Annotated in this window: 22 protein-coding genes and 1 pseudogene; 4 read left to right on the top strand and 19 right to left on the bottom strand. The window is 64.8% G+C overall.

All coding sequences use genetic code 11. The annotated features are described in order from the left end of the window. Positions 1-79: 79 nt before the first annotated feature. From M2S36_RS23660 to M2S36_RS23685, 6 genes are all read right to left on the bottom strand, one after another. Positions 80-661, bottom strand: a complete 582-nt coding sequence (locus M2S36_RS23660) for a DinB family protein (protein ID WP_207831627.1) — start codon at positions 659-661, stop codon at positions 80-82. A gap of 14 nt (positions 662-675) precedes the next feature. Next, the gene (zapE, locus tag M2S36_RS23665; protein WP_333957961.1) at positions 676-1,782 is read right to left on the bottom strand and encodes a cell division protein ZapE; all 1,107 of its coding nucleotides are present in this window, start codon (positions 1,780-1,782) and stop codon (positions 676-678) included. Between the two features lie 107 nt (positions 1,783-1,889). Further along, positions 1,890-3,038 (bottom strand): PQQ-dependent sugar dehydrogenase, encoded by a 1,149-nt coding sequence (locus M2S36_RS23670; protein ID WP_207831631.1) that lies wholly within the window; start codon positions 3,036-3,038, stop codon positions 1,890-1,892. Between the two features lie 23 nt (positions 3,039-3,061). Then, complete coding sequence (locus M2S36_RS23675) at positions 3,062-3,379, bottom strand: hypothetical protein (protein WP_063913946.1); 318 nt, start codon at positions 3,377-3,379, stop codon at positions 3,062-3,064. Positions 3,380-3,587: 208 nt separating this feature from the next. Then, positions 3,588-4,553, bottom strand: coding sequence for an agmatinase (gene speB, locus M2S36_RS23680; RefSeq protein ID WP_063913945.1), 966 nt, complete (start codon positions 4,551-4,553; stop codon positions 3,588-3,590). Positions 4,554-4,578: 25 nt separating this feature from the next. Continuing rightward, positions 4,579-5,658 (bottom strand): extracellular solute-binding protein, encoded by a 1,080-nt coding sequence (locus M2S36_RS23685; protein WP_333957962.1) that lies wholly within the window; start codon positions 5,656-5,658, stop codon positions 4,579-4,581. A gap of 102 nt (positions 5,659-5,760) precedes the next feature. Between M2S36_RS23685 and M2S36_RS23690 the strand changes: the two genes are divergently transcribed. Beyond that, on the top strand, positions 5,761-6,651 hold the full coding sequence (locus M2S36_RS23690; protein WP_333957963.1) for a LysR family transcriptional regulator: 891 nt from the start codon (positions 5,761-5,763) through the stop codon (positions 6,649-6,651). A 114-nt stretch (positions 6,652-6,765) separates the two neighbouring features. Here M2S36_RS23690 and M2S36_RS23695 read toward each other — a convergent pair. After that, a pseudogene (locus M2S36_RS23695) lies at positions 6,766-9,192 on the bottom strand (TonB-dependent receptor). A gap of 230 nt (positions 9,193-9,422) precedes the next feature. Then, entirely contained in the window at positions 9,423-10,544 is a 1,122-nt protein-coding gene (locus M2S36_RS23700; RefSeq protein ID WP_207831639.1) for a sigma-70 family RNA polymerase sigma factor, read from the bottom strand. A 135-nt stretch (positions 10,545-10,679) separates the two neighbouring features. Here M2S36_RS23700 and M2S36_RS23705 point away from each other — a divergent pair, with 135 nt between their 5' ends. Next, entirely contained in the window at positions 10,680-11,162 is a 483-nt protein-coding gene (locus M2S36_RS23705; protein ID WP_207831640.1) for an LEA type 2 family protein, read from the top strand. Between the two features lie 18 nt (positions 11,163-11,180). Here the strand turns inward: M2S36_RS23705 and M2S36_RS23710 are convergent, their stop codons facing one another. After that, on the bottom strand, positions 11,181-11,444 hold the full coding sequence (locus tag M2S36_RS23710; RefSeq protein ID WP_025338356.1) for a hypothetical protein: 264 nt from the start codon (positions 11,442-11,444) through the stop codon (positions 11,181-11,183). Positions 11,445-11,573: 129 nt separating this feature from the next. Here M2S36_RS23710 and M2S36_RS23715 point away from each other — a divergent pair, with 129 nt between their 5' ends. Next, positions 11,574-11,894: a DUF883 family protein gene (locus tag M2S36_RS23715; RefSeq protein ID WP_207831642.1), complete on the top strand. Its 321-nt coding sequence runs from the start codon at positions 11,574-11,576 to the stop codon at positions 11,892-11,894. Between the two features lie 22 nt (positions 11,895-11,916). On the opposite strand, the gene M2S36_RS23720 is transcribed toward M2S36_RS23715, so the two are convergent. Continuing rightward, positions 11,917-12,534 (bottom strand): tRNA-(ms[2]io[6]A)-hydroxylase, encoded by a 618-nt coding sequence (locus tag M2S36_RS23720; RefSeq protein WP_063913938.1) that lies wholly within the window; start codon positions 12,532-12,534, stop codon positions 11,917-11,919. A gap of 155 nt (positions 12,535-12,689) precedes the next feature. On the opposite strand from M2S36_RS23720, the gene M2S36_RS23725 reads away from it, so the two are divergent. Then, complete coding sequence (locus tag M2S36_RS23725; RefSeq protein WP_207831644.1) at positions 12,690-13,553, top strand: universal stress protein; 864 nt, start codon at positions 12,690-12,692, stop codon at positions 13,551-13,553. Between the two features lie 131 nt (positions 13,554-13,684). Here the strand turns inward: M2S36_RS23725 and M2S36_RS23730 are convergent, their stop codons facing one another. The 9 genes from M2S36_RS23730 to M2S36_RS23770 form a co-directional block, all read right to left on the bottom strand. Beyond that, the gene (locus tag M2S36_RS23730; RefSeq protein ID WP_233688185.1) at positions 13,685-13,888 is read right to left on the bottom strand and encodes a formate dehydrogenase subunit delta; all 204 of its coding nucleotides are present in this window, start codon (positions 13,886-13,888) and stop codon (positions 13,685-13,687) included. Continuing rightward, positions 13,885-16,767: a formate dehydrogenase subunit alpha gene (gene fdhF / locus M2S36_RS23735; protein WP_333957964.1), complete on the bottom strand. Its 2,883-nt coding sequence runs from the start codon at positions 16,765-16,767 to the stop codon at positions 13,885-13,887. The genes M2S36_RS23730 and fdhF overlap by 4 nt, the downstream gene beginning before the upstream one ends. After that, the gene (locus M2S36_RS23740; RefSeq protein ID WP_333957965.1) at positions 16,764-18,332 is read right to left on the bottom strand and encodes a formate dehydrogenase beta subunit; all 1,569 of its coding nucleotides are present in this window, start codon (positions 18,330-18,332) and stop codon (positions 16,764-16,766) included. Before M2S36_RS23740 ends, fdhF begins: the two co-directional genes overlap by 4 nt. Then, positions 18,326-18,808 carry a formate dehydrogenase subunit gamma gene (locus M2S36_RS23745; protein WP_015269625.1) on the bottom strand — a complete coding sequence of 161 codons (483 nt, stop codon included), beginning with the start codon at positions 18,806-18,808 and terminating at the stop codon, positions 18,326-18,328. The genes M2S36_RS23740 and M2S36_RS23745 overlap by 7 nt, the downstream gene beginning before the upstream one ends. Before the next feature lie 464 nt (positions 18,809-19,272). Further along, a complete protein-coding gene (locus M2S36_RS23750; protein ID WP_207831649.1) occupies positions 19,273-19,848 on the bottom strand; it encodes a hypothetical protein in 576 nt (191 codons plus the stop codon). Positions 19,849-19,965: 117 nt separating this feature from the next. Then, positions 19,966-20,253, bottom strand: a complete 288-nt coding sequence (locus M2S36_RS23755; protein ID WP_207831651.1) for a DUF3077 domain-containing protein — start codon at positions 20,251-20,253, stop codon at positions 19,966-19,968. A gap of 103 nt (positions 20,254-20,356) precedes the next feature. Then, positions 20,357-20,512, bottom strand: a complete 156-nt coding sequence (locus M2S36_RS23760) for a hypothetical protein (RefSeq protein WP_207831653.1) — start codon at positions 20,510-20,512, stop codon at positions 20,357-20,359. 413 nt (positions 20,513-20,925) lie between these two features. After that, positions 20,926-21,558: a hypothetical protein gene (locus tag M2S36_RS23765; RefSeq protein WP_063914083.1), complete on the bottom strand. Its 633-nt coding sequence runs from the start codon at positions 21,556-21,558 to the stop codon at positions 20,926-20,928. 11 nt (positions 21,559-21,569) lie between these two features. Further along, positions 21,570-21,860, bottom strand: coding sequence for a hypothetical protein (locus M2S36_RS23770; protein ID WP_333957966.1), 291 nt, complete (start codon positions 21,858-21,860; stop codon positions 21,570-21,572). Between the last annotated feature and the right edge of the window lie 264 nt (positions 21,861-22,124).

Below are 22,124 nucleotides of genomic sequence, written 5' to 3' on the forward strand. Positions count from 1 at the left end.
GCTCGCGATGCGCCGCGCGGGCGGCGCTCGATCTCACAGGCGCCGAACATCTCACGACATACGCCTCCCACAGAGGCCCCTACACTTTCCAGACCTGCTCCTCTGTCCAGCCCAGCTCGGCAAAATCCCCTGCCCGCAACCCCGCCTCTTCCTCGCAGAAAAACTCATCCAGTTGCGGCGGCCTCACCGCCGTATCACTGAGCATCGCATGCACCTGCCCGCGGTGATGCACCTGGTGCTCGAACAGGTGCGCCAGCAGGCGCAGCCGTTGCTCGCGCTGTACCCGCTCGGGGCGCACGATGTTCACATAGCGCCCCAATTCAGCATCGCGCAGGCCCCGGCAATAGGTGATCAGCCGGTGATCGGCCTGGGCCTGCTCGGCATGCAGGTCGGTGCAGGTGGCGAAGGGCTGTTCCGGCTCGAAGAAACGCTCGCCGTCAGCGTCAGGCAGTTCGCCGCGCTGCTCGCACTCGAGCATGTGCAGGTAGAACCAGTCCACCGTCAGCAAGTGGTTGAGGGTGGCCTTGATCGACGGGAAAAAGCTGCAGCGCGGGGCGACGAACTCGTCCTGGGTCAGTTGCAGGCAGGCCTTGTACAGGCGGTGGTTGGCCCAGCCATTGTTGTAGGCCTGGGTCAGCAGATGATGCGACAGCGGCTCCATGGTTCGGCTCCTTTTCAGGCGAAGCGTTGCAGTTGCATCTCCCGTAGCCGGCTCAGGGTCCGTTGGTACGGGAACGCCAGATACCCTTGAGTGTAGAGGGCATCCAGCGGCACCTGTGCCTCCAGGTACAACGCCACGCGGCGGTCGTAGCATTCGTCGACCAGGGCAATGAAGCGGCGCACCGCGTCGTCCTTGGGCGACAGCGCCGGCAGTTCGCGGTCGCCCGCCACCACCCGCGCCGCAGCATCCTCGGTGCCACGGGCAATGCGCCCGGCCCGCTGTTCCCCACCCAGCGCAGGAATGCCCGACACCAGGATGGCCGGGAAACGGTCGCACAGGGCCATGAACTCCATGGCCGCCAAGGGTTGTTCGCACAGGTCGGTGAAGCGGCACCAGATGGCCTGCGCGCTGCGCCGCACCACCTGCACCTGCCGGGAGCCGATGGCCAAGGGCTGATCGTGGCCCGCATCGCTCGGGCTAAGCTGGCGGAACACCTCGCCCAGCTGGCTGGCCTGCCCCGCTTGCGCCACCCAGTAGCGCTGGCGCTCGGCACCGGGGTGCAGGCGGTGGTCCTGCTCGCCGGCTACCGGCAGTACCTGCATGTGCCGCTGGATGGCGGCGATGGCCGGCAGGAAACGCTCGCGGTTGAAGCCGTCACGGTAGAGCTGCTCGGGTGGCTGGTTGGAGGTGGCGACAATCACCACGCCTTGGTCGAACAGGACCTGGAACAGGCGGCCGAGGATGATCGCGTCGCCAATGTCGTTGACGAACAGCTCGTCGAAGCACAGCACGCGAATCTGCCCGGCCAGCTCCCCGGCCAGCGCCAGCAGCGGGTCGGCGGTGCCGTTGAGCTGGAACAGGCGCTGGTGGACCCAGGCCATGAAGTGGTGGAAATGCTGACGCCGGCTGGGTACCCGCAAGCAGCGGTGGAACTGGTCCATCAGCCAGGTCTTGCCGCGACCGACCGGGCCCCAGAGGTAGATACCCCGGGTGGGGCGGCCCTGCTCGACAGCCTGGAAACAGGCCTGCAAGGCCTCGACGGCACGGGCCTGGGCAGGGTCGGCGACATAACCCTGGGTGCTCAGGGCCTGCTGGTAGAGGGAATGGGGATCGATAACCATGCGGCATTCTACACGGCTGACACCCCGCGGACCTCGCAGGAACAACCGTCTGCCCCAAATTCAAAAGGCTGCCGCTCCCACAGGGGGCCGCGTACAACAGTAAGTAATCAGGCGTCGCCCAAGCCTACCTTGAGCAGCGCGCCGTCCTTGTCATCGGTCAGCACATACAGGTAGCCATCCGGCCCCACCCGTACATCGCGGATACGCGCCTTCAGCTCACCCAGCAAACGCTCTTCATGCACCACCTTGTCGCCATCCAGCTGCAGGCGGATCAGCTCCTGGGTCGCCAGCGCACCAATGAACAGGTTGTGGTCCCAGGCCTTGAACGTGGGGCTGTCGTAAAACGCCATGCCGCTGATGCCTGGCGATTTCTCCCACACATGGTGTGGGTCGACCATGCCCTGCACATGCTTGCCCTTGGCCTCGGGGATGGGCAGAAGCGAGTAGTTGATGCCGTGGGTCGCAATCGGCCAGCCATAGTTCTTGCCGGGCTCGGGAATGTTGATCTCGTCGCCGCCACGCGGGCCGTGCTCGTGGGTCCACAGCTTGCCGGTCCAGGGGTTGAGCGCGGCGCCTTGCTGGTTGCGGTGGCCGAACGACCAGATCTCTGGCCGCACGTTGTCCTTGCCGACGAAGGGGTTGTCCCTGGGCACCTCGCCGTCCGGCAAGATACGCACGATCTTGCCTTGCAGTTTGTCCAGGTCCTGGGCAGTCGGGCGCTGGTTGTTCTCGCCAAGGGCGATGAACAGGTAGCCGTCGCGGTCGAACACCAGGCGCGAGCCGAAGTGGTTGCCCTCCGACAGCTTGGGCTGCTGGCGGAATATCACGCTGAAGTTTTCCAGCCGGGCGCGGTCCTGGGACAACTGGCCACGACCGACCGCTGTGCCGGCCCTGCCATCACTGCCCTCTTCGGCGTAGGACAGGTAGACAGTGCGGTCCTTGGCGAACTCCGGCGACAGCACCACATCCAGCAGGCCGCCCTGCCCCTCGGCCCAGACCTTGGGCACACCGCTGATCGGCGGGCCGACCTTGCCTTCGGCATTGACCACCCGCAGGTTGCCGGCGCGCTCGGTGACCAGCATGTCCTTGCCGCCCGGCAGGAATGCCAGGGCCCAAGGGTTGCGCAGGCCATCGGCCACTGTGCTGACGGTCAAGGTGCCTTCTTCACTGCGGAACTGCTGTTCGGCCGCCGCCTGCGCCAGCAGGGGCAGCAGTGCGGCGGTGGTCAGGGTGACAAGCCAGGGTGCTCGAAGCATGCAGGATTCCTTTCGTAGGGCGGTCAAGGCGCGCGCGGGTTGCCGCGGGGTGGTCGAGTGGGCTCCAGGTTCGGGGTTTGCTGCTGGCGGCGCAGGTTGTCGCCGTTGCCGATGCCGCGGTTGTCCAGGGTTGGCGTGCGCTGGTACGGGTCGGTGGACGGGCCGCGCACCGGCGGTGTGGCCGGCATGCTGCCCTGGCGGCTGTTGGGGTTGGCGCGCTGGATCGGGCTGTTGTAGGGGTTGTTGTTGCCGGCGGCGAGTTGCAAGGGCGGTTCGGGGGCCGCTTGCACAGGCAGGTACAGGGCCAGGCCGAGGGCCAGGATGGGCAATGTCGGGGTCATGCTTCACCTCCTGTACGAAAATGCCGCGCCTGGTGGGTTTGATAGCCTAAGGCGCGAAGGGTTCGCGGCAAAAGTGTGAATATGGGGGGAGATGATTCCTGATGTTTCAGTATGGGCCTTGGGGGCTGCTGCGCAGCCCTTTAGCGATACAAGGCCGCTCCCTGTGGAGCAGCCTTGTGCTGCGAATGGGCCGTAAAGCGGCCCCAGGTTACTGGCCCTTGTCCACCTTGTGCCGCGCCGCATACAGGCACAGCATTTCCATCGCCAGGGTGGCCCCCGCCAGCGCGGTGATGTCGGCATGGTCATAGGCCGGCGCCACCTCCACCAGGTCCATGCCCACCAGGTTGATGCCGCGCAGCCCGCCGAGGATCTCCAGCGCCTGCACCGTGCTCAACCCGCCGCACACCGGCGTGCCGGTACCGGGCGCGTAGGCCGGGTCGAGGCAGTCGATATCGAAGGTCAGGTACACCGGCCGCTCGCCCACCCGCTGGCGAATCGCCGCGATTACCGCCTCGGTGCCCTGCCGGTGCACCTGGCGGGCGTCGAGGATGGCAAAACCCTGGCTGTCGTCATTGGTGGTGCGCAGGCCGATCTGCACCGAGCTGGCCGGGTCCACCAGGCCTTCGCGGGCCGCATGCCAGAACATGGTGCCGTGGTCGATGCGCTGGCCTTCCTCGTCCGGCCAGGTGTCGCTGTGCGCATCGAAGTGAATCAGCGCCAGCGGACCATGGCGGCGGGCATGGGCCTTGAGCAGCGGGTAGCTGATGAAATGGTCGCCGCCCAAGGTGAGCATGGCGCAGCCTGCTTGCAGAATATGCGTGGCATGGGCCTCGATGCTGTCCGGTACCGACTGCGGGGTGCCGCTGTCGAAGGCGCAATCGCCATAGTCGATCACCGCCAGGTGGTCGAACGGGTCGAACGCCCACGGCCAGTGCCGGGCCCAGGCCTGCTGCACCGAAGCGGCGCGGATCGCCCGTGGGCCGAAGCGCGCACCAGGGCGGTTGCTGGTGGCAGTATCGAACGGCACACCGCTGACCACCACATCGACGCCACGCAGGTCACGGCTGTAGCGGCGGCGGGAGAAACTGGTAATGCCGGCGTAGGTACTCTCCGCAGCGGTGCCATACAGGCTGTCGCGGGTCATGGCCTGGTCGTTGTTTGCTGCTTGCTCCACGGTCGGGCTCCTTTGTCGTCATGGGTTACTGGCGGCTGCGGAACGCGGTCCACAGGCGGTTGCGCTGGCGCAGGTCGGCCAGGGCCATGCTGCGGTCGGCATACAGGCGCTGGCGCACCGCGGCCGGCGGGTAGATGTCCGGGTCGTTGCGCACCGCTTCATCCACCAGCGGCGTGGCCGCCTGGTTGGCGTTGGCGAAGAACAGCGTGTTGGTCAGCGCGGCCACCGACTCGGGCTTGAGCATGAAGGCGATGAACGCCCGCGCGGCCTCGGGGTGCGGGGCGTCCTTGGGGATGACCAGGTTGTCCTGCCACACCAGCGTGCCTTCGCGGGGGATGCGGTAGATCAGCTCGAACGGCTTGCCGGCGCGGCGCGCCTGGTCGGCGGCCATCGCCGCATCACCGTTGTAGGTCAGCGCCAGGCACACGCTACCGTTGGCCAGGTCGCTGATCTGCCGGCCATTGGCGACGTAGCTGATCGACGGCTGCAGCTGGCTCAGCAGGTTCTGCGCTGCGGCCAGGTCGTCTTTGCTCTGGCTGTAAGGGTCCTTGCCCAGGTAGTTCAGGGCCACGCCGATCACCTCCTGCGGCGAGTCGGGCATGGCGATGCCGCAGTCCTTCAGCCGGCTGGCGTACTCAGGCTTGAACAGCAGGTCGAGGCTGTCCAGCGGCACATCGCCCAGGCGCTGGCGCACGGCCTCCACATTCACCCCCAGGCCCAGTGTGCCCCAGGTGTAGGGCACGGCATGGCGGTTGCCGGGGTCGGCCTCGGCGAGCTTGGCCAGCAGGTCCTTGTCAAGGTTGGCGTAGCCGGGCATGGCCTGGGGGTCGAGTGCTTGCAGGGCGTTGGCCTTGAGCGCCCGGGCCAGCACGGCCGACGACGGCACCACCACGTCATAGCCGCTGCCACCGGTCAGCAGCTTGGTTTCCAGTACCTCGGTGGTGTCGAAGGTGTCGTAGCGGACCTTGTAGCCGGTTTCCTGCTCGAAGCGCTGGAGGGTTTGCGGGGCGACGTAGTCGGCCCAGCTGTAGAGGTTGACGACCTTTTCTTCGGCCTGCAGCGGCAAGGCCAGGACCAGGGACAGCAGGCACAACGATCGACGCATGGCGGACACCTCGGCAAATGGGTGGATGCCGCGAGCATGCCAGCCGGGTTACATTGCAGGAATGGCAAGTTTGCAAAGCTGACATTCATCAGGAGCAATGTAATGCTCGGACAACTGCACGACCCCGACCTGCACCTGCTGCGGCTGTTCGTCACTGTAGTCGAGGCCGGTGGCTTCAGCGCCGCGCAAGGCGTGCTGGGCCTGAGTCAGCCCACCATCAGCCAGCGCATGGCGCAGCTGGAAACGCGGCTGGGCTACCGCCTGTGCAGCCGCGGCAAGGGTGGTTTTCACCTGACGGAAAAAGGCGCGTTGTTGCTGGACGCCGCCCGTGGGTTGCTGCTGAACATCGAGCAGTTTCGCCAGCAGGCCAATGGCGTTGCCGGGCGGCTGCTGGGGACCGTGCGGATCGGCATGGCGGAGCACCAGGACAAGGCGGTAAGCCTGAAGCTGGCGGCGGCCATTGCGGCGTTTCGCAGGCGCGAGGAGGCGGTGCAACTGGAACTGATCAGTGCCCCGCCGGCAGAGCTGGAGCGGTTGTTGCTGGAGCAGCGGCTGGATTACGCCATCAGCTACTTTTCCGGCAACCAGGCAGCCTTCGATTACCAGCCGCTGTTCGAGGAGCGGCAACGGCTGTATTGCGGCAAGGGGCATGTGCTGTTCGGTGAGGCTGGCGTTGGGCGGGAGCGGTTGCTGGCGATGGACCAGGTGCGCCATCCGTACCGGTTGCTCAAGGGCGGCGAGCCGTTCCAGAGCCAGCGCAGCATGGCGGTGGCGGAGCAGATCGAGAGCGTGCTGACGTTCATTCTGTCGGGGCGGCATATTGGCTATCTGCCGTGCCATTGCGCACAGGGGTGGGAGGCTGAAGGGCTGTTGTGGGCGCTGGACCCGGGGCTGGACTTTGTGGTGCCGTTTACCCTGGCCAGGCACCGGGCGCAGGCGGTTGGCGAGGCACAGCAGGCGTTTGCGCAGGATTTGCTGGCGGCGTTTGCCTGACCTGGCCTCTTCGCGGGTGAACCCGCTCCCACAGGGTTCTCACACAGCCTGAGGGCTGCGCCGTGCCTGTGGGAGCGGGTTTACCCGCGAAGAGGCCGGGACAGACAACACCCATCAGTAAGCCATGCTCCAGGTCAGGGTGTAGGTGCGTCCACGCCCCTGGTAGTCATACAGGTACGCCGGCCCGTAGGTTGGCGAGTAGAACAGCGTCGCACGCTGCCCCCAGACCGTACTGTACTGCTTGTCCAGCAGGTTCTGGATGCCGGCGCTGAAGGTGCCGAAGCCGGTATCCTGGCTGCCCAGCAGGTCGAAGGTGGTGTAGCCGTCGATCTCGTGGTCGGCATCGTCCTTCAGGCTGAAGGCATGGTTGGCCTGCAGCCGCGCACTGCGGCCATCGCCCTTCCAGCCGACGAACGCGGTAGCCTTGGACAGCGAGGCATAGCGGGCATCGCGCTTGATCCAGCCGCCATCGACAGCTTCTTCCTCGGAGCGGGTCAGGTGCAGGGTGCCACCGGCTTCCCAACCCGTCTGGAAGTGCCGGGTCAGCGCGCCTTCAAAGCCGAAGTCACGGCTTTTCTGCTCTTCCACATTGATGGTCAGCGTCTGCGAATCGACGTTGATGATCTTGTCCGACCAGATGTAGTACAGCGCCGCCTGGGCGTCCCAGTCCAGGTCGGCATAGCGCCAGCCCAGCTCCACCTGGCGGCTCTTGATGCCGGCCAGCGGGTTGTCGGCCACGCTCAGGCCGGGCTTGCCGTAGTACTTGGCCGGGTCGGGCAGGTCGAAGCCTTCGCCGTAGTTGGTCCATACCTGGTGGCCATTCTTGAAGTCGTAGATGGCACCGACATTGAACAGGTTGACCTGGTAATCGTTGCTGCCGCCCGGCACGCCCTTGAAGTCGCTGACGTCCACGTCCATCTGCTGGCGCCGGGCGCCGCCGGACAAGGCCAGGTTATCGGTGGCATGCCAGTCCAGCTGGGCGTACACCGACACGCCATCGACCCGGTAGCTGGGGTAGCGGGCGGCCTTGCTGTCCTTCTCCAGCTCCAGCCCACCCGACTCGGACGATGTCCGGGCGTTGAAAGTGGTCTGCTCGGCGTTGAAGCGCTCGCGGTCCAGGTCGACGCCGTAGGTCAGCTTCAGCGTATCCCACTGCTTGGCGAACAGGCCCTTGAGGCTGGTGACCTCGAAGTTCTGCTGCGAGGCGGCGAAGTACACCCCGCGCGAGCCGGTGGGCGTGGCGCGGTTGTAGTACGGGAACGGGTAGAAGTTGTCGTCTTCCTTGCGGTACGAGGCCTGCAGGTAGAAGTCCTGGCCCAGCACGTCGGTGTGGTGGTAGTTGGCGTTCAGCAGCAGGCGCCGGGTACGCGGCTCCAGGTCTGACGAGTAGCCGCTGCGCAGCTCGGCGTCTTCCAGGTCGGACGGGGCGTTGTAGTTCAGGTGGGGGAAGTAGATGCCGGTGCTGCCGTGGTTGCCCGAGTCATAGTACTGGGCCAGCAGGTCGAGGCTCTGCTGGTCGTTCAGTTGCATCCCCAAGGTACCGAGCACGTCGATGGTGCGGTTGTACTGCAGGTCGGTCTGGGTGTTGTCGATGAAGATCTGGTCGCCGGCGCCGTCGTAGAAGGCTTCGTTCTGCTCGCCGGAAACCCCCAGCCGGGCATTGACCCGCTCGTTGCCGCCGCTGACCGACTGGGCGAAGCGGGTGGCCAGGTCATCGCTGTTGTTGAAGCCGCTGCTGGCACCGAGCTGGGTCTCGAAGCGCGCCGGGCCGGGTTCGCCCTTCTTGGTCACGATGTTGATGATGCCGCCGGTGGCGCCGCCGCCTTAGATGGCACTGGCACCGGACAGCACTTCGACGCGCTCGACGTTGAACGGCGAAATGCTGTCGAACTGGCGCGACAGGCCGCGCGAGCTGTTCTGGCTGACCCCGTCGATCATCACCAGCACGTTGCGCCCGCGCATGTTCTGGCCGTAGTTGGTGCGCCCTTCCGGCGCCAGGTCGAGGCCTGGCACCAGCTTGCCGATGGCTTCCTTCAGGCTGACGCCGCTGTCGATCTGCTCGCGCAACTGCTGCTGGTCGACCACCCACACGGTGCCGGGGATTTCGCTGATGGCGGTGCTGGTGCGCGAGGCCACGCTGACCTCGATCGGCTTGAGGTTGACCGCTTGCGGCGCGGCGTCGGCCTTACGCAGGGTCACCGTGCGGGCATCACTGAAGTGCCAGCTCATGCCAGTGCCGGCCAGCAACTGTTGCAGGGCCTGCTCGACGCTGTAGCTGCCCTGCAAGGCCGGGCTGGCCTGGCCGGCGACATCGCCGGTGGTGTACAGCAGGTGCAGGCCGGCCTGGTCGGCGAAGGTGGTCAGGGCATGGTCCAGCGGCTGGGCTGGCAGGTCGAGCTGGACCTGGCGAGCCTGGGTCTGGGCCTGTTCGGTGGCGGTCGAGGCCGACGCCTGCAGCGGGCCGACCAGCATGGCCAGGGCACTGCAGGACATCAGGGCATGGTGAAGAGGGCCGCGGCGGCGGTGCAAGGGCTTGAGCATCAGAGGCACGAATGAGCTTCCTGACAAGTCGTAAATGAGAATGGGTTGCTGATCAGTCCCTCTACGACGATCTGGCTGGCAGGAACTTGCAGTGCCAAATGGAAAATATTTTTATTTCTGTGCCGGCCTCTTCGCGGGCTTGCCCGCTCCCACAGGTACACCACAGGATTCAAGATCTGTGGAATACCTGTGGAAGCGGGCAAGCCCGCGAAGGGGCCGACACAGGCGAGTCAATGAACCACGGCCAGCCACGGCAGGTAGGTCACCTTCAGCCCATAGCGCTGTTCAAGTGTCTGCAACAGGGCCTCCGGCTCATCGAGGTCGAACACCCCGCTCACCTCCATCGCCGCGAGCTTGCTGTCCGACAGCACAATGCGCCCATGCCGGTAACGCTCAAGCTCCGCCAGCACCTGCCCCAGCGGCTTGCCGTTGAAGATCAGCTTGCCGCGCTGCCAGGCCATCTGCGTGCCGGCATCGGCCGCTACTGCCAGTTCATGCTCGCCAACCTTGGCCTCACCCTGTGCCAATACCACGCGGCCATCGCGACGCACGCTGAAGGTGGCCGCACGCCCCTGCACCCGCTCACCGGCCGTATCGACCACAAAGGGCCGTGAATCATCGGTGGTCTCGAACAAGGCCTCGCCAGACGCCAGCACCACCCGCCGCTCACGGTCGCTGAACACCACGCTCAGGGCACTGGCGCTGTTCAGCGTCACCCGTGTGCCATCGGCCAGGGTCACCACCTGCCGCTCCCCCACCCCGGTGCGGTAATCCGCCAGCAGCACCGGCGCCTGCTGCCAACCCGCCACACCAACGGCCAACACCAGCGCAGCAGCCACCCCCGCCTGTTTGAGCCAGCCTCGGCAATGGCGCAGGGCCTGGCCGATGTATTTCGCCACCATGCTTTCGGAAACCCCCAGGCGTTGCGCGATCTGCGCCTGGGTCAGGCCTTCGACGCGGTTGAGCAACAGCGCCTGGCGGGCATTGTCGGGCAGTTGCAGCAGCGCCTGGTCGAGAATCTGCAGACGCTCCCGGGCCAGCAACGCCGCCTCGGGTGCCGGCGCCGGGCAGGCCACCTCACCTGCCCGCTCGCAGTCGTCGTGGCTGGCGGCAATGCGCTGCTCGCGGCGCAAGGCATCGATCGCCAGGTTGCCGGCCACGCGGAAGATGAAACTGCGCGCGTGCAGCACCGGCACTGCCTGCTGGTCGATGTTCACCAGCTTCAGGTAGGTTTCCTGCGCGACGTCGGCAGCACGCTGGCGGTCGCTCATGCGCCGGGTCAGGAACTGCAGCAGGTCGTCGTAGTGCTCCTGGAAACTCGCCAGCAGGCCCGACACGGGTGAGGTCAGCATGGGTTTGGGAACAGCCAGTAGGAAAATTTATCGGGCGTTAATGAGAAACAGTATCTTTCATATGGAGGGAGACTTTCAACGCCGACGCGCATTTGCCACACTGCCCATTCGCCCACTCTGGCAAGGTCGCAACCCATGGCTGCCCGTCTGCAACGCTACGCCCGCCTGTTCCTGGTCCTGCTGATGGCCTACGGCCTGGGGGCCTGCGCGCTGTTCCAGGCACGCGACCCGGTCAATATCAGCGTGATCGGTATCGAGCCGCTACCCGGCCAGGAGCTGGAACTGCGCATGGCGGTGAAGATGCGGGTGCAAAACCCCAACGAGGCGCCCATCGACTACAACGGCATCGCCCTGAACCTGGAAGTGAACGGCCAGCCGCTGGCTGCCGGGGTCAGCGACCAGCAGGGGCACATTGGCCGTTATGGCGAAGCAGTGATCGTGGTGCCGGTGAGCATCACGGCGTTTTCCTTCCTGCGCCAGGCCTATGGGCTGGGCCATGTGGATTCGCTGCAGGGCCTGCCCTATGTACTGCGCGGCAAGCTGGCCGGCGGGCTGCTGGGGACCGTGCGCTTCACCGACGAGGGCAGGCTGGACCTGCCCAAAGGCGCCTCCTGGTAAGCGCCCGGCGGGGTGTGATCAACGGTTGGCGCTGGCCGCGGCCATCAGCTTGTTGACTTCGCTGCGCACCATGTTGGCGTATTCGGGCGGCGACATGCCATCCAGTTCGGCGCGCACCCACTCGGCCCATTTGCCTTTGCGCCGTGGCTTTTCGGCGATCAACCGCGCCGCTTCGCCCTTGGCCTTGCCCAGGTTGTTCTGCCACAGCTCGAACAGCCGGGCCTTCTCTGCCTCGATCTGCGCCCGTTCCTCGAAGCTCATGTTGGCCAGATTGAAACTCATGAAGGTACCTGCAGATTTGAAAATGGCCGCTATCTTACACCCAGGTACAGCAACAGCCCAAAGCCGCCGCAACTTTCCCGACGCGCCGGCATCCATTGTTCAAACCACACCTTCGACGAGGACGAGTTCATGGCCCGGAAAAACGCCACGCTGGCCGACAGCGATCAGATCAAGGACCAGGTATTCAGCGAACTGCAGGCGCTGATCGAAGAATCGGAAAAGCTGCTGAACGACAGTGCCGCCCTGGTGGGTGACGAGGCCGAAACCCTGCGCGCGCAGGTAAGCCTCAAGCTACGCCAGGCGCGCCATGCCGCCAGCAAGGTACGCAGCAGGGCGCAACCGGTGGTGGAGGCTACCCAGGACTACATCGGCGGCCACCCGTGGCAGACCGTGGCCATTTCCGCGGGCCTCGGCCTGGTAGCCGGCCTGCTGCTGGGCCGTCGCCACTGACGCCAGGGCCGCCTGGTGCGAATCAGGCGGCCTGTGCCAGCGGGATACCGCTGTGGAAGCGCAGCTCCTGGTCCGGTGACTGGATCAGCTCCACCTCCGCTGCGCGCACCAGCTCCACCCGGCGGGCAATGTCTGCCTCATCGCCGTAGTTGTGCGCCAGTTTCAGGTAACCCTGGTAATGGCGCGCTTCGCTCTTCAGCAGGCCGTGGTAGAAGCGGCCCAGTTCCTCATCCAGGTGCGGCACCAACGCGGCAAAGCGCTCGCAGCTGCGCGCCTCGATAAATGCCCCCACCACCAGCGTATCCACCAGCTTGACCGGCTCGTGGGCGCGCACCAGGCGCCGCAGCCCCGACGCATAACGCCCCGCCGACACCGGGCGCAGCGGCACGCCACGGCGCTTCATCAGGCGCAGCACCTGCTCGTGGTGCACCAGCTCCTCGCGGGCCAGGCGCGACATCATGTTGATCAGATCAAGGTGGGTGTTGTACTTGGCGATCAGGCTCAGGGCGGTGCTGGCAGCCTTGAATTCGCAGTTCTTGTGGTCGATCAGCAGGGTTTCCTGGTCGGCGAGCGCCGCTTCGATCCAGGCATCTGGCGTCGGGCAACCAAGAAAGGCGTCGATTTCGGGGATCAGGGACATGAGCGTGCAACCACATTGAACCAGGCAGGGCCGGCGATTATACCGGCGGCGGCGGGCGGCGCCAGTGACTATGCTTGATGTACATCAAGCGCCAGCGGGGGAAGCGCCGACTATAGTCAGGCATTGGTCGCCACCTTTGAAGGGAGCTAACGCCCATGCAAGCCGTCCGCAGCATCCTCGTCGTTCTCGACCCCGAGCACGCCCACAGCCGGGCACTGACCCGGGCCAAGCTGATCGCCGGCCTCACCGGCGCGCGCCTGCACCTGCTGATGTGCGACAGAAGGCATGACCACAGCGCGTTGCTGAGCCTGCTGAGCAGCCAGTTGCATGATGACGGGTACGACAACGTCACCCATGAAGAGGCCTGGCGCGACAACCTGCACGACACCATCATCTACGTGCAGCAAGCCGAGGGCTGCGAGCTGGTGATCAAGGAGCACCGCCCGGACAACCCGCTGAAAAAGGCCCTGCTCACCCCAAGCGACTGGAAGCTGCTGCGCCAGTGCCCGTGTGCCGTGCTGATGGTCAAGAGCGAGCGGCCATGGACCGGCGGCAAGGTCCTGGCTGCGGTGGACGTAGGCAACCAGGACGAGGACCACCGCCGCCTGCATGCCAGCATCATCGACCATGGTTTCGAGATTGCCAAACTGGCCAAGGGCGAGCTGCACGTCATCAGCGCCCATCCCTCGCCGATGCTGTCGGCGTCGGACCCGGTGTACCAGTTGACCGAAACCATCGAGAAGCGTTACCGCGAGGCGTGCAAGGCATTCCAGGCCGAGTACGGCATCAGCGACGAGTGCCTGCATGTGGCCGAAGGGCCGGCTGATGTACTGATCCCGTATACCGAGCAGAAGCTCGATGCGGTGGTGACGGTGATCGGCACCGTGTGCCGCACGGGGATTTCCGGGGCGTTGATTGGCAATACCTCGGAAGTGGTGCTGGATTCGCTGGAAGGGGATGTGCTGGTGCTCAAGAGCGAGGAGGCAATTGCCCATCAGGCGGAATTGGCCCGCGGCTGAATTTGCGGACACAGGATTCCTTGAAATTGCAGGGCCCCTGTGGGAGCGGGTTTACCCGCGAAGGCGGCGGTAAGTCCAACGACGCATTCGCGGGTAAACCCGCTCCCACAGGGATTTCTTACAAGAAACCTCTAGGCCAACGCCTCCCGCACCTTCGGGTCCAGGCCCTCCCCTGCATTGGCCTCGGCCCATTGCGCCAGCTGCCGGCGCATTGCCGGCGTCCAGAAGCTCTGCAGATGCTGCCGTACCCCTTGCACCGCCAGCGCCCGGTCTGGCTCGCTGTCAAAGTAATGGGCAATCTGGTTGGCCATCTTGACCAGGTTCTCACTACTCATCGGCGCACCTCGGTTTTCTCCGCAATACGGCGTTCCTTCAGCAAGCGCCGCTGCTCGTCACTGAAGTCCTGGTAGCGCTTCTGCCACTGCGAAGGCTGGAACACCTTCACTACCTCCACCGCCGTCACCTTGTACTCAGGGCAGTTGGTGGCCCAGTCGGAGTTGTCGGTGGTAATCACGTTCGCCCCCGATTCAGGGAAGTGGAACGTGGTGTACACCACCCCCGGCGCCACCCGCGTGCTGACTTTGGCGCGCAGCACGGTCTGCCCGGCACGGCTGCCGATGCCGACCCAGTCGCCATCCTGGATGCCACGGCTTTCGGCGTCGGTCGGGTGAATTTCCAGGCGGTCGGCGTCATGCCAGGCGACATTGGCGGTGCGCCGGGTCTGGGCGCCGACGTTGTACTGGCTGAGGATGCGCCCGGTGGTCAGCAGCAGCGGGTAGCGGGTGTTGACCTTCTCGTCGGTGGGCACGTAGCCGGTGAGCATGAAGCGCCCCTTGCCGCGCACGAACTGGTCGATGTGCATGGTCGGCGTGCCATCGGGCGCGGCGTCGTTGCACGGCCACTGCAGGCTGCCGTGGCGGTCGATCTCGGCGTAGCTGACGCGGTGGAAGGTAGGCGTCAGGCGGGCGATCTCGTCCATGATCTCGGACGGGTGGCGGTAGTTCATCGGGTAGCCCAGGGCATTGGCCAGGGCCACGGTCGCCTCCCAGTCGGCCTTGCCGGCCAGCGGTTCCATGACCTTGCGCACCCGCGAAATGCGCCGCTCGGCATTGGTGAAAGTGCCGTCCTTCTCCAGGAACGAGCTGCCCGGCAGGAACACATGGGCGAACTTGGCCGTTTCGTTGAGGAAGATGTCCTGCACCACCACGCACTCCATGGCCAGCAGGGCCGCGGTGACGTGCTGGGTGTTGGGGTCGCTCTGGGCAATGTCCTCGCCTTGGCAGTACAGGGCCTTGAAGCTGCCGTCCAGCGCCGCCTCGAACATGTTGGGGATGCGCAAGCCCGGGTCGGGCTGCAAGGTCACGCCCCAGGCACGCTCGAACTCGGCGCGCACACCTTCGTTGGAAATGTGCCGGTAGCCGGGCAGTTCGTGGGGGAACGAGCCCATGTCGCACGAGCCCTGCACGTTGTTCTGCCCGCGCAGCGGGTTCACCCCTACCCCTTCACGGCCGATGTTGCCGGTGGCCATGGCCAGGTTGGCGATGCCCATCACCGCGGTACTGCCCTGGCTATGCTCGGTGACGCCCAGGCCGTAGTAGATGGCCGCGTTGCCGCCGGTTGCATACAGGCGGGCGGCGGCACGGATCTGCTCGGCAGGCACGCCGCAGACCGGGCCAAGCACTTCGGGGGCGTTTTCCGCCTGGCTGACGAAGTCGCGCCAGCGGACGAAATCCTCGGTTTCGCAGCGGGCATCGATGAAACGCTGGGCCAGCAGGCCTTCAGTGACGATCACGTGGGCCAACGCATTGAGCATGGCCACGTTGGTGCCCGGGCGCAGTTGCAGGTGCAGCTCGGCGCGGGCATGCGGCGAATCGACCAGGTCGATGCGCCGGGGGTCGATCACGATCAGTCGCGCGCCCTGGCGCAGGCGGCGCTTGAGCTGCGAGCCGAATACCGGGTGGGCGTCAGTAGGGTTGGCGCCGATCACCAGCACCACGTCGGCCTGCATCACCGAGTCGAAGCTTTGCGTACCGGCCGACTCGCCCAGGGTCTGCTTCAGGCCATAGCCGGTAGGCGAATGGCATACCCGTGCGCAGGTGTCGACGTTGTTGTTACCGAACGCCGTGCGCACCAGTTTCTGCACCAGGTAGGCTTCTTCGTTGGTGCAGCGGCTGGAGGTGATGCCGCCGATGGAGTCGCGGCCGTACTTGAGCTGGATGCGGCGGAACTCGCTGGCGGCGTAGGTCACCGCCTCGTCCCAGCTGACTTCCTGCCACGGGTCTTCCAGGCGCTTGCGGATCATCGGCTTGGTGATGCGGTCCGGGTGGGTGGCGTAGCCCCAGGCAAAGCGGCCCTTGACGCAGGCGTGGCCGTGGTTGGCACCGCCGTTCTTGTCCGGGACCATGCGCACCAGCTGGTCGCCCTTCATTTCAGCGCGGAACGAGCAGCCGACGCCGCAATAGGCGCAGGTAGTGATGACCGCACGCTCGGGTTGGCCCAGCTGCACCAGGCTCTTTTCCGTCAGGGTCGCGGTCGGGCAGGCCTGCACGCAGGCGCCACACGACACGCACTCGGAAGCGAGGAAGTTTTCACCCCCCGCCGCTGCCACCCGCGATTCGAAGCCGCGCCCGGTGATGGTCAGGGCGAAGGTGCCCTGGATGTCCTCGCAGGCACGCACGCAGCGGCTGCAGACGATGCACTTGCTCGGCTCGTAGTCGAAATACGGGTTGGATACATCCTTTTTCTCGGCCAGGTGGTTGGCGCCGTCGTAGCCGTAGCGCACCTCGCGCAGGCCCACCTGGCCAGCCACGGTCTGCAGCTCGCAGTTGCCGTTGGCCGAACAGGTCAGGCAGTCCAGCGGGTGGTCGGAGATGTAAAGCTCCATCACGTTGCGGCGCAGGCCGGCCAGGCGCGGCGTTTCGGTGTGTACGACCATGCCTTCGCTGACCGGGGTGGTGCAGGAGGCCGGGTAGCCGCGCATGCCTTCGATTTCCACCATGCACATGCGGCACGAGCCGAAAGCTTCGAGGCTGTCGGTGGCGCACAGTTTGGGGATGCTGGTGCCGAGCATGGCCGCGGCACGCATCACCGAGGTACCGGCGGGCACAGTGATGGCACGGCCATCGATGCTCAGGCTGACCTGTACCTCGCTGTCACGGGCCGGGGTGCCGAGGTCGCTGCTTTTATCAGAAGCGGGGTCGAAGAAATTGATCACTGTGCGGCCTCCGTGTGGGTCAGCCCGAAATCGGCAGGGAAGTACTTGAGGGCGCTGGCCACCGGGTAAGCGGTCATGCCGCCCATGGCACACAGCGAGCCGTATTGCATGGTGTCGCACAGGTCACGCAGCAACAGGGCCTGGTCATGCCGCTCGGTCATGTCGCTGGTGGCGATCAGCCGGTCGACCACTTCCATGCCCCGGGTCGAGCCGATGCGGCACGGGGTGCACTTGCCACAGGACTCTTCGGCACAGAACTGCAAGGCGAAGCGCGCCATGCTGGCCATGTTCAGGGTGTCATCAGCCACCACCACACCACCATGGCCGAGCATCGCGCCCATGGCGGCGAAGGCTTCATAGTCCAGCGGCGTGTCGAAGTGGCTGGGCGGCACCCAGGCACCGAGCGGGCCACCGACCTGCGCGGCCTTCAACGGCCGGCCACTGGCCGTGCCGCCGCCATAGCCTTCCACCAGTTCGCGCAGGGTCAGGCCAAAGGCGCGTTCCACCAGGCCGCCCTGGCGGATGTTGCCGGCCAGCTGGAACGGCATGGTGCCCAGCGAGCGGCCCATGCCGAAGTCGCGGTAGAACGCCGCACCCTTGGCCATGATGATGGGTACCGAGGCCAGGGTAAGCACGTTGTGCACCAGCGTCGGCAGGCCGAACAGGCCCTGCAGCGCCGGTAGCGGAGGCTTGGCGCGGACGATGCCGCGCTTGCCTTCGATGGATTCGAGCAGTGCGGTTTCTTCGCCGCAGATATAGGCGCCGGCGCCGACCCGCACTTCCAGGTCGAAGGCCAGGCCGCTGCCGGCCACGTCGCTGCCGAGGTAGCCGGCGTCGCGGGCGATGGCGAAGGCCTGGTCGAGCGCGCGGATGGCGTCGGGGTATTCCGAGCGCACATAGATGTAGCCCTTGTCGGCCCCCACGGCGAGGCCGGCAATGATCATGCCCTCGATCAGCAGGAACGGGTCGCCTTCCATCAGCATGCGGTCGGCGAAGGTACCGGAGTCGCCCTCGTCGGCGTTGCACACCACGTACTTCTGCCCGGCCCCGGCGTCACGCACGGTGCGCCACTTGATGCCGGCCGGGAACGCCGCACCGCCGCGGCCGCGCAAGCCGGAATCGAGCACGGCGGCGACCACTTCGGCACCGTCCAGGGCCACGGCCGCTTCAAGGCCGGCAAAACCGCCATGGGCGCGGTAGTCGTCCAGCGACAATGGGCGGGTGATGCCGGCGCGAGCGAACAGCAGGCGTTGCTGGGTCTTGAGGTAAGGGATGTCTTCGACCGGCCCCAGCGCCAGCGAGTGGCCTCCGGGTTCGCCGGGCTCACCGGTCAAGGCGTCGAGCAAGGACGGCACGTCTTCCGGGGTGAGCGGGCCGAAACCCAGGCGCCCTTGCGCGCTGTCGCACTCCAGCAACGGCTCCAGCCAGTACAGCCCGCGGGAGCTGGTGCGCTGGATGTCCAGCGGCAGCTGGCGGCGCTCGGCCTCGCGCTGCAAGGCATCAGCGACCTGATCGGCACCCACGGCACGGGCTACCGAATCGCAGGGGATATACAGCTTCAGCATGCTGCGTCCTCCCGGCAAGCGTTGACCAGTGCGCGCAGGCGCTCAGGGGTAAGGCGCGCATGCACCTGGCCGTCCAGTTCCAGCGCTGGCGAGCAGGCACAGGCGCCCAGGCAGTACACCGGGCGCAGACTGATGGCGCCGTCGGCGCTGGTGCCATGGTCGTCCAGCGCCAGCTGTTCGCGCAGTTGTGCGGCCAGTGCCTCGGCGCCCCGGCTCTGGCACGACTCGGCGCGGCACAGGCGCAAGGTGTGGCGCGCCGGTGGCGTGGTGCGGAAATCGTGGTAGAAGCTGATCACCCCGCGTACCTCGGCCAGGCTGAGGTTCAAGGCATGGGCAATTTCGGCGACAGCGGCATCGGGGATGTAGCCGATGTCGTGCTGGATGGCATGCAGGATCGGCAACAGGGCGCCGGGGGTATCCTTGTCACGGGCCAGAATGCGGTGGATCACAGGCAGGTGGAGCAATTCATCAGGCATACAGCGGACCTCGGCATCACGGACCCTGCCTGAATTGTTGTGAGGGCAGGTATCCGGCGTGTTCTGCTGCGGCGCGCCGGCCACGTCACGGTTGCGTGGTGCCAGCGGCCTCCTCGCCTACGGCCGCACGTCTGCGCGCGCTGGTCCGAAGGCATCCTGCAAGCATGGCACTTGTGGCGTCGAGGGGTTGCGTGCGAACGACCAGGCGCATCCTGAAACCGACGCGGGCTGTTTCTGGCCTTATTCTGCTGCGCTGTCGCTTAGAGAACTGAATTCGCAAGCGGCCCACGTAACCTGTGGGAGCGGCTTTAGCCGCGAAGAATCCAACGCGGTGCATGGCACCGGCTGCGCCGGTGTTCGCGGCTAAAGCCGCTCCCACAGGGTCCCTGCCAATTCAATGAGTTATGTGCAGTCCCATGAATGCATGGTATGCCCAAGGCTTCAAGGCTGCACGGCTTTGTCGATCAGTGCTTGCCTTCCACTGCCTTGGCCGTCTCGATCAGCTTGTCGAACTTGCGGTTCAGTTGAGCAGAGCGCTTGTCACTCTCGGCTCGCGCCTTGATGTTCTTCTCCGAGCTGGCCTTGTCGGCGATGGTCACCACCGTCCAGTCCCGGTCCTTGGACACCCAATACACCAGTTCGCCGTCCGCGGAAAACGCCTCGAGCCGGCCGCCGCTATTCGGCACAGGCTTGGCCTGCCTGGTCATCGGCAACAGTTGCTGGACCCGCGCCTCGTCGGTGCTGGCCAGCCGCACCTCCACCTGGCGAAGCTGGTCGGCCTCGTTGAACGATGCCTTCACTTGCGTGATGGCAATACCGCCCAGGTTGTAATTGCCCTTCGGGTCATTCCCCTGAAAGAACTCGGTAGGCACCTGGTAGTGATAGCCGGTGAAATGCTCAACCTCATCGAACTGCTGCTGCAGAATGGCAATGGCCTGGGGCTTGGGCATGCCCAGGGTGAACTGGCCGACTTCCAGCGCCGACCAGGCTTGCAGGGGGAAAAGCGCGCAGGCGAATGCCAGAGGTAGGGTCCGTTTCATCGGTCATCTTCCTTGAAATGAGCCTTGCAACCTAACCCCTGCATGCCAATCAGACAATACTGGCAGGGTGCCAAGCCCACCCTGCCAACACCAGGGGGCCAACATCGCCGCCCATGGCTATCGGTTCTTGCGCATACCCATGTGGGCGTCATCCATCAGCGCCTTGGCCATGTCGCAGAGAAAGTGCGAAGCCCAGACCAGCACCGGTTCGTTGTCCATCACCCCGATGAACGACGCTCGCCGAGAGCAGTCCATCAATACCGACGCTTGTTCGATGGCATGGTCGCAGCAGTTTCCCGGTTCTACGCGGAACAGTTTCTTGCCATCCAGCACACCATCCAGGAACGTGGCCGAACCTACGGTCAGGCCCAGTGTGCCGGTGTCGTCATCCATTTCCTTGTCCATCTGAAACCCTCTTGTGAATCTGCCGGCCAGTGCGATTTCCCGGTTGCAGTCGCTGGTAGGAAAACCGCACCACCCAGGCTCGCCAAATTTGAAAGTCAGCCCATCAATGCAATGTATGCACCGGCTGCCTGCCCCTGAGCTGCATCTGCGCAATCGCCGATTCCAGCAGCGTGCGCACAGCCTCCATTTCATGCACGACCGCCAGGGTCATGATCGATGGGTCGGTGGAGAAAGGTGGATCGGAAACGAGTTTCAGCATGACAGCCTCCAGACAATAACAAGTCGGACCGTCGCCAGATCACTTGCAGATGATAGGGTGGCGGCTACATGCGGGCCTGCAAGACCGGGCTTGGAGGTCGATTCCCGGCTGGCCCGAAGACCACCCGCACGCAGCCACCGTTGAACGAAGCCAACAGCAAACTGAGACCAAACCAAGCATCGGGCTTGCAGACCCGGTCGTTGAATTTGCAACGACAAGGCGAGACTAGGGGGCTCAGGTTTCCATCGCAATGGTGAAACGGCTTGAAAAGGATGATTCAGAAATGGACTACGAGGAAGGGGAAAAATCTGATTAGTTCTTGTAGGAACCGATATGAGTTTCTCTAAAAAGACTCAAGATCCGTGTGTGAAGCACAGCGCTTGGCGGTACGCTGTGCTTCTTTCAAATGCTCACTACAACGCCAACCGCGCCAGCCGCTGCAAAGCTCGAATCACCTCCTGATCCTGATTCTCCAGCACATCCGCCTGAATACGCGCGATCACAGCCTTCAGCAATTCGGTCTGGTTCATCGCTGTATGCTGCTGAAGCGCAAGCATGTCCTCCGCCATGTACGGATTGACCTTCATCGACAAGCGCCGAGTAGCATTGGAACGCGCAAGCCCGCGCTGCTCTCGCTGTTCATCCAGCGCCTGCAGGAACGTTTGATGCGCCGCATGCAACTGCCCACACTGCTGCGCCTGCACCAACTGTTGGAAATAGTGGGCAAGAAACAACTTGCGCAAATTTGCCCCCGCCTCATTACTGACCGCATGCATGGCGGCATCGAGTACATCCAGATAGACCGCCGGCAAACGCGCCTCGATCGACTTGAGCTGCTGCTTGCGCGCCTCACGGATGGCCGGTGTGGATTGCGATGGAATGGCGACCACACCATCACAACGGGCGCACACACCCACCAGAATGTCCTTGGCCACCCCTTGGCCATCGCTAAACGGCACATCCCGGCGAGCATAGTGCGTGGGCACCACTGCCTGGCAATGCTCGCAAAGCGCTTTTCCTCTGTCGCCTTCGAAAAAGATCTTCATGATCTGGGTACTCACTGGTGAACGCTGATGAACCAGGTGTCTGGCTCGATGAAAAAGAACTTTATGTACCAACCATCCCGTTTGAGCACATGCACCTCGATGGCTGCGACGACATGGTGAGGGGTACTGACGTGATGAATACCCCTGCATGAGCGAACGACTTCGGCAACCTCACCGGCTGACACTTCCCCTGTAGCCAGCAGGTTCTTTACGTCGATATCCCTGCGTGAAACGTGTTGATACTCCCCTGACTCAAGCGCCGCTATCACCGCTCGCTGAGCCTCCCTGAAGCCGAATTTCATAGCTCATCCCTGTCAATACGAAAATCATCGTACAAAACCCGAATCAAATCTACCGTTTGCCGAGCCTGGGCGACCAGTGGCACCCCGGCCAGCTCAAGACAGCGATCCGGAACACGCATGAACTATGGTCCCATCGACCACAGGGCGGCATAGAGCAATGTAACCAACGCTTTCATGGCCTTTTCCGAGTGCTCGTTCACTCCCACCTCGATTTCGTTGGCCTCAAGCCAGGTGCAGCACCTGCGCGAAGAATCCAACGCGGTG

This window comes from Pseudomonas sp. SF2 (assembly GCF_036858055.1).
GTDB lineage: Bacteria > Pseudomonadota > Gammaproteobacteria > Pseudomonadales > Pseudomonadaceae > Aquipseudomonas.

Coding starts and splice junctions, on each gene's coding strand:
- M2S36_RS23685 (WP_333957962.1), bottom strand. CDS start 5,658: ATGCGTCGATCGTTGTGCCTGCTGTCCCTGGTCCTGGCCTTGCCGCTG.
- M2S36_RS23725 (WP_207831644.1), top strand. CDS start 12,690: ATGCAAGCCGTCCGCAGCATCCTCGTCGTTCTCGACCCCGAGCACGCC.
- M2S36_RS23720 (WP_063913938.1), bottom strand. CDS start 12,534: ATGTCCCTGATCCCCGAAATCGACGCCTTTCTTGGTTGCCCGACGCCA.
- M2S36_RS23675 (WP_063913946.1), bottom strand. CDS start 3,379: ATGACCCCGACATTGCCCATCCTGGCCCTCGGCCTGGCCCTGTACCTG.
- M2S36_RS23690 (WP_333957963.1), top strand. CDS start 5,761: ATGCTCGGACAACTGCACGACCCCGACCTGCACCTGCTGCGGCTGTTC.
- M2S36_RS23760 (WP_207831653.1), bottom strand. CDS start 20,512: ATGCTGAAACTCGTTTCCGATCCACCTTTCTCCACCGACCCATCGATC.
- M2S36_RS23660 (WP_207831627.1), bottom strand. CDS start 661: ATGGAGCCGCTGTCGCATCATCTGCTGACCCAGGCCTACAACAATGGC.
- M2S36_RS23670 (WP_207831631.1), bottom strand. CDS start 3,038: ATGCTTCGAGCACCCTGGCTTGTCACCCTGACCACCGCCGCACTGCTG.
- M2S36_RS23765 (WP_063914083.1), bottom strand. CDS start 21,558: ATGAAGATCTTTTTCGAAGGCGACAGAGGAAAAGCGCTTTGCGAGCAT.
- M2S36_RS23750 (WP_207831649.1), bottom strand. CDS start 19,848: ATGAAACGGACCCTACCTCTGGCATTCGCCTGCGCGCTTTTCCCCCTG.
- M2S36_RS23745 (WP_015269625.1), bottom strand. CDS start 18,808: ATGCCTGATGAATTGCTCCACCTGCCTGTGATCCACCGCATTCTGGCC.
- M2S36_RS23740 (WP_333957965.1), bottom strand. CDS start 18,332: ATGCTGAAGCTGTATATCCCCTGCGATTCGGTAGCCCGTGCCGTGGGT.
- M2S36_RS23715 (WP_207831642.1), top strand. CDS start 11,574: ATGGCCCGGAAAAACGCCACGCTGGCCGACAGCGATCAGATCAAGGAC.
- M2S36_RS23755 (WP_207831651.1), bottom strand. CDS start 20,253: ATGGACAAGGAAATGGATGACGACACCGGCACACTGGGCCTGACCGTA.
- M2S36_RS23710 (WP_025338356.1), bottom strand. CDS start 11,444: ATGAGTTTCAATCTGGCCAACATGAGCTTCGAGGAACGGGCGCAGATC.
- M2S36_RS23700 (WP_207831639.1), bottom strand. CDS start 10,544: ATGCTGACCTCACCCGTGTCGGGCCTGCTGGCGAGTTTCCAGGAGCAC.
- M2S36_RS23770 (WP_333957966.1), bottom strand. CDS start 21,860: ATGAAATTCGGCTTCAGGGAGGCTCAGCGAGCGGTGATAGCGGCGCTT.
- M2S36_RS23705 (WP_207831640.1), top strand. CDS start 10,680: ATGGCTGCCCGTCTGCAACGCTACGCCCGCCTGTTCCTGGTCCTGCTG.
- M2S36_RS23730 (WP_233688185.1), bottom strand. CDS start 13,888: ATGAGTAGTGAGAACCTGGTCAAGATGGCCAACCAGATTGCCCATTAC.
- zapE (WP_333957961.1), bottom strand. CDS start 1,782: ATGGTTATCGATCCCCATTCCCTCTACCAGCAGGCCCTGAGCACCCAG.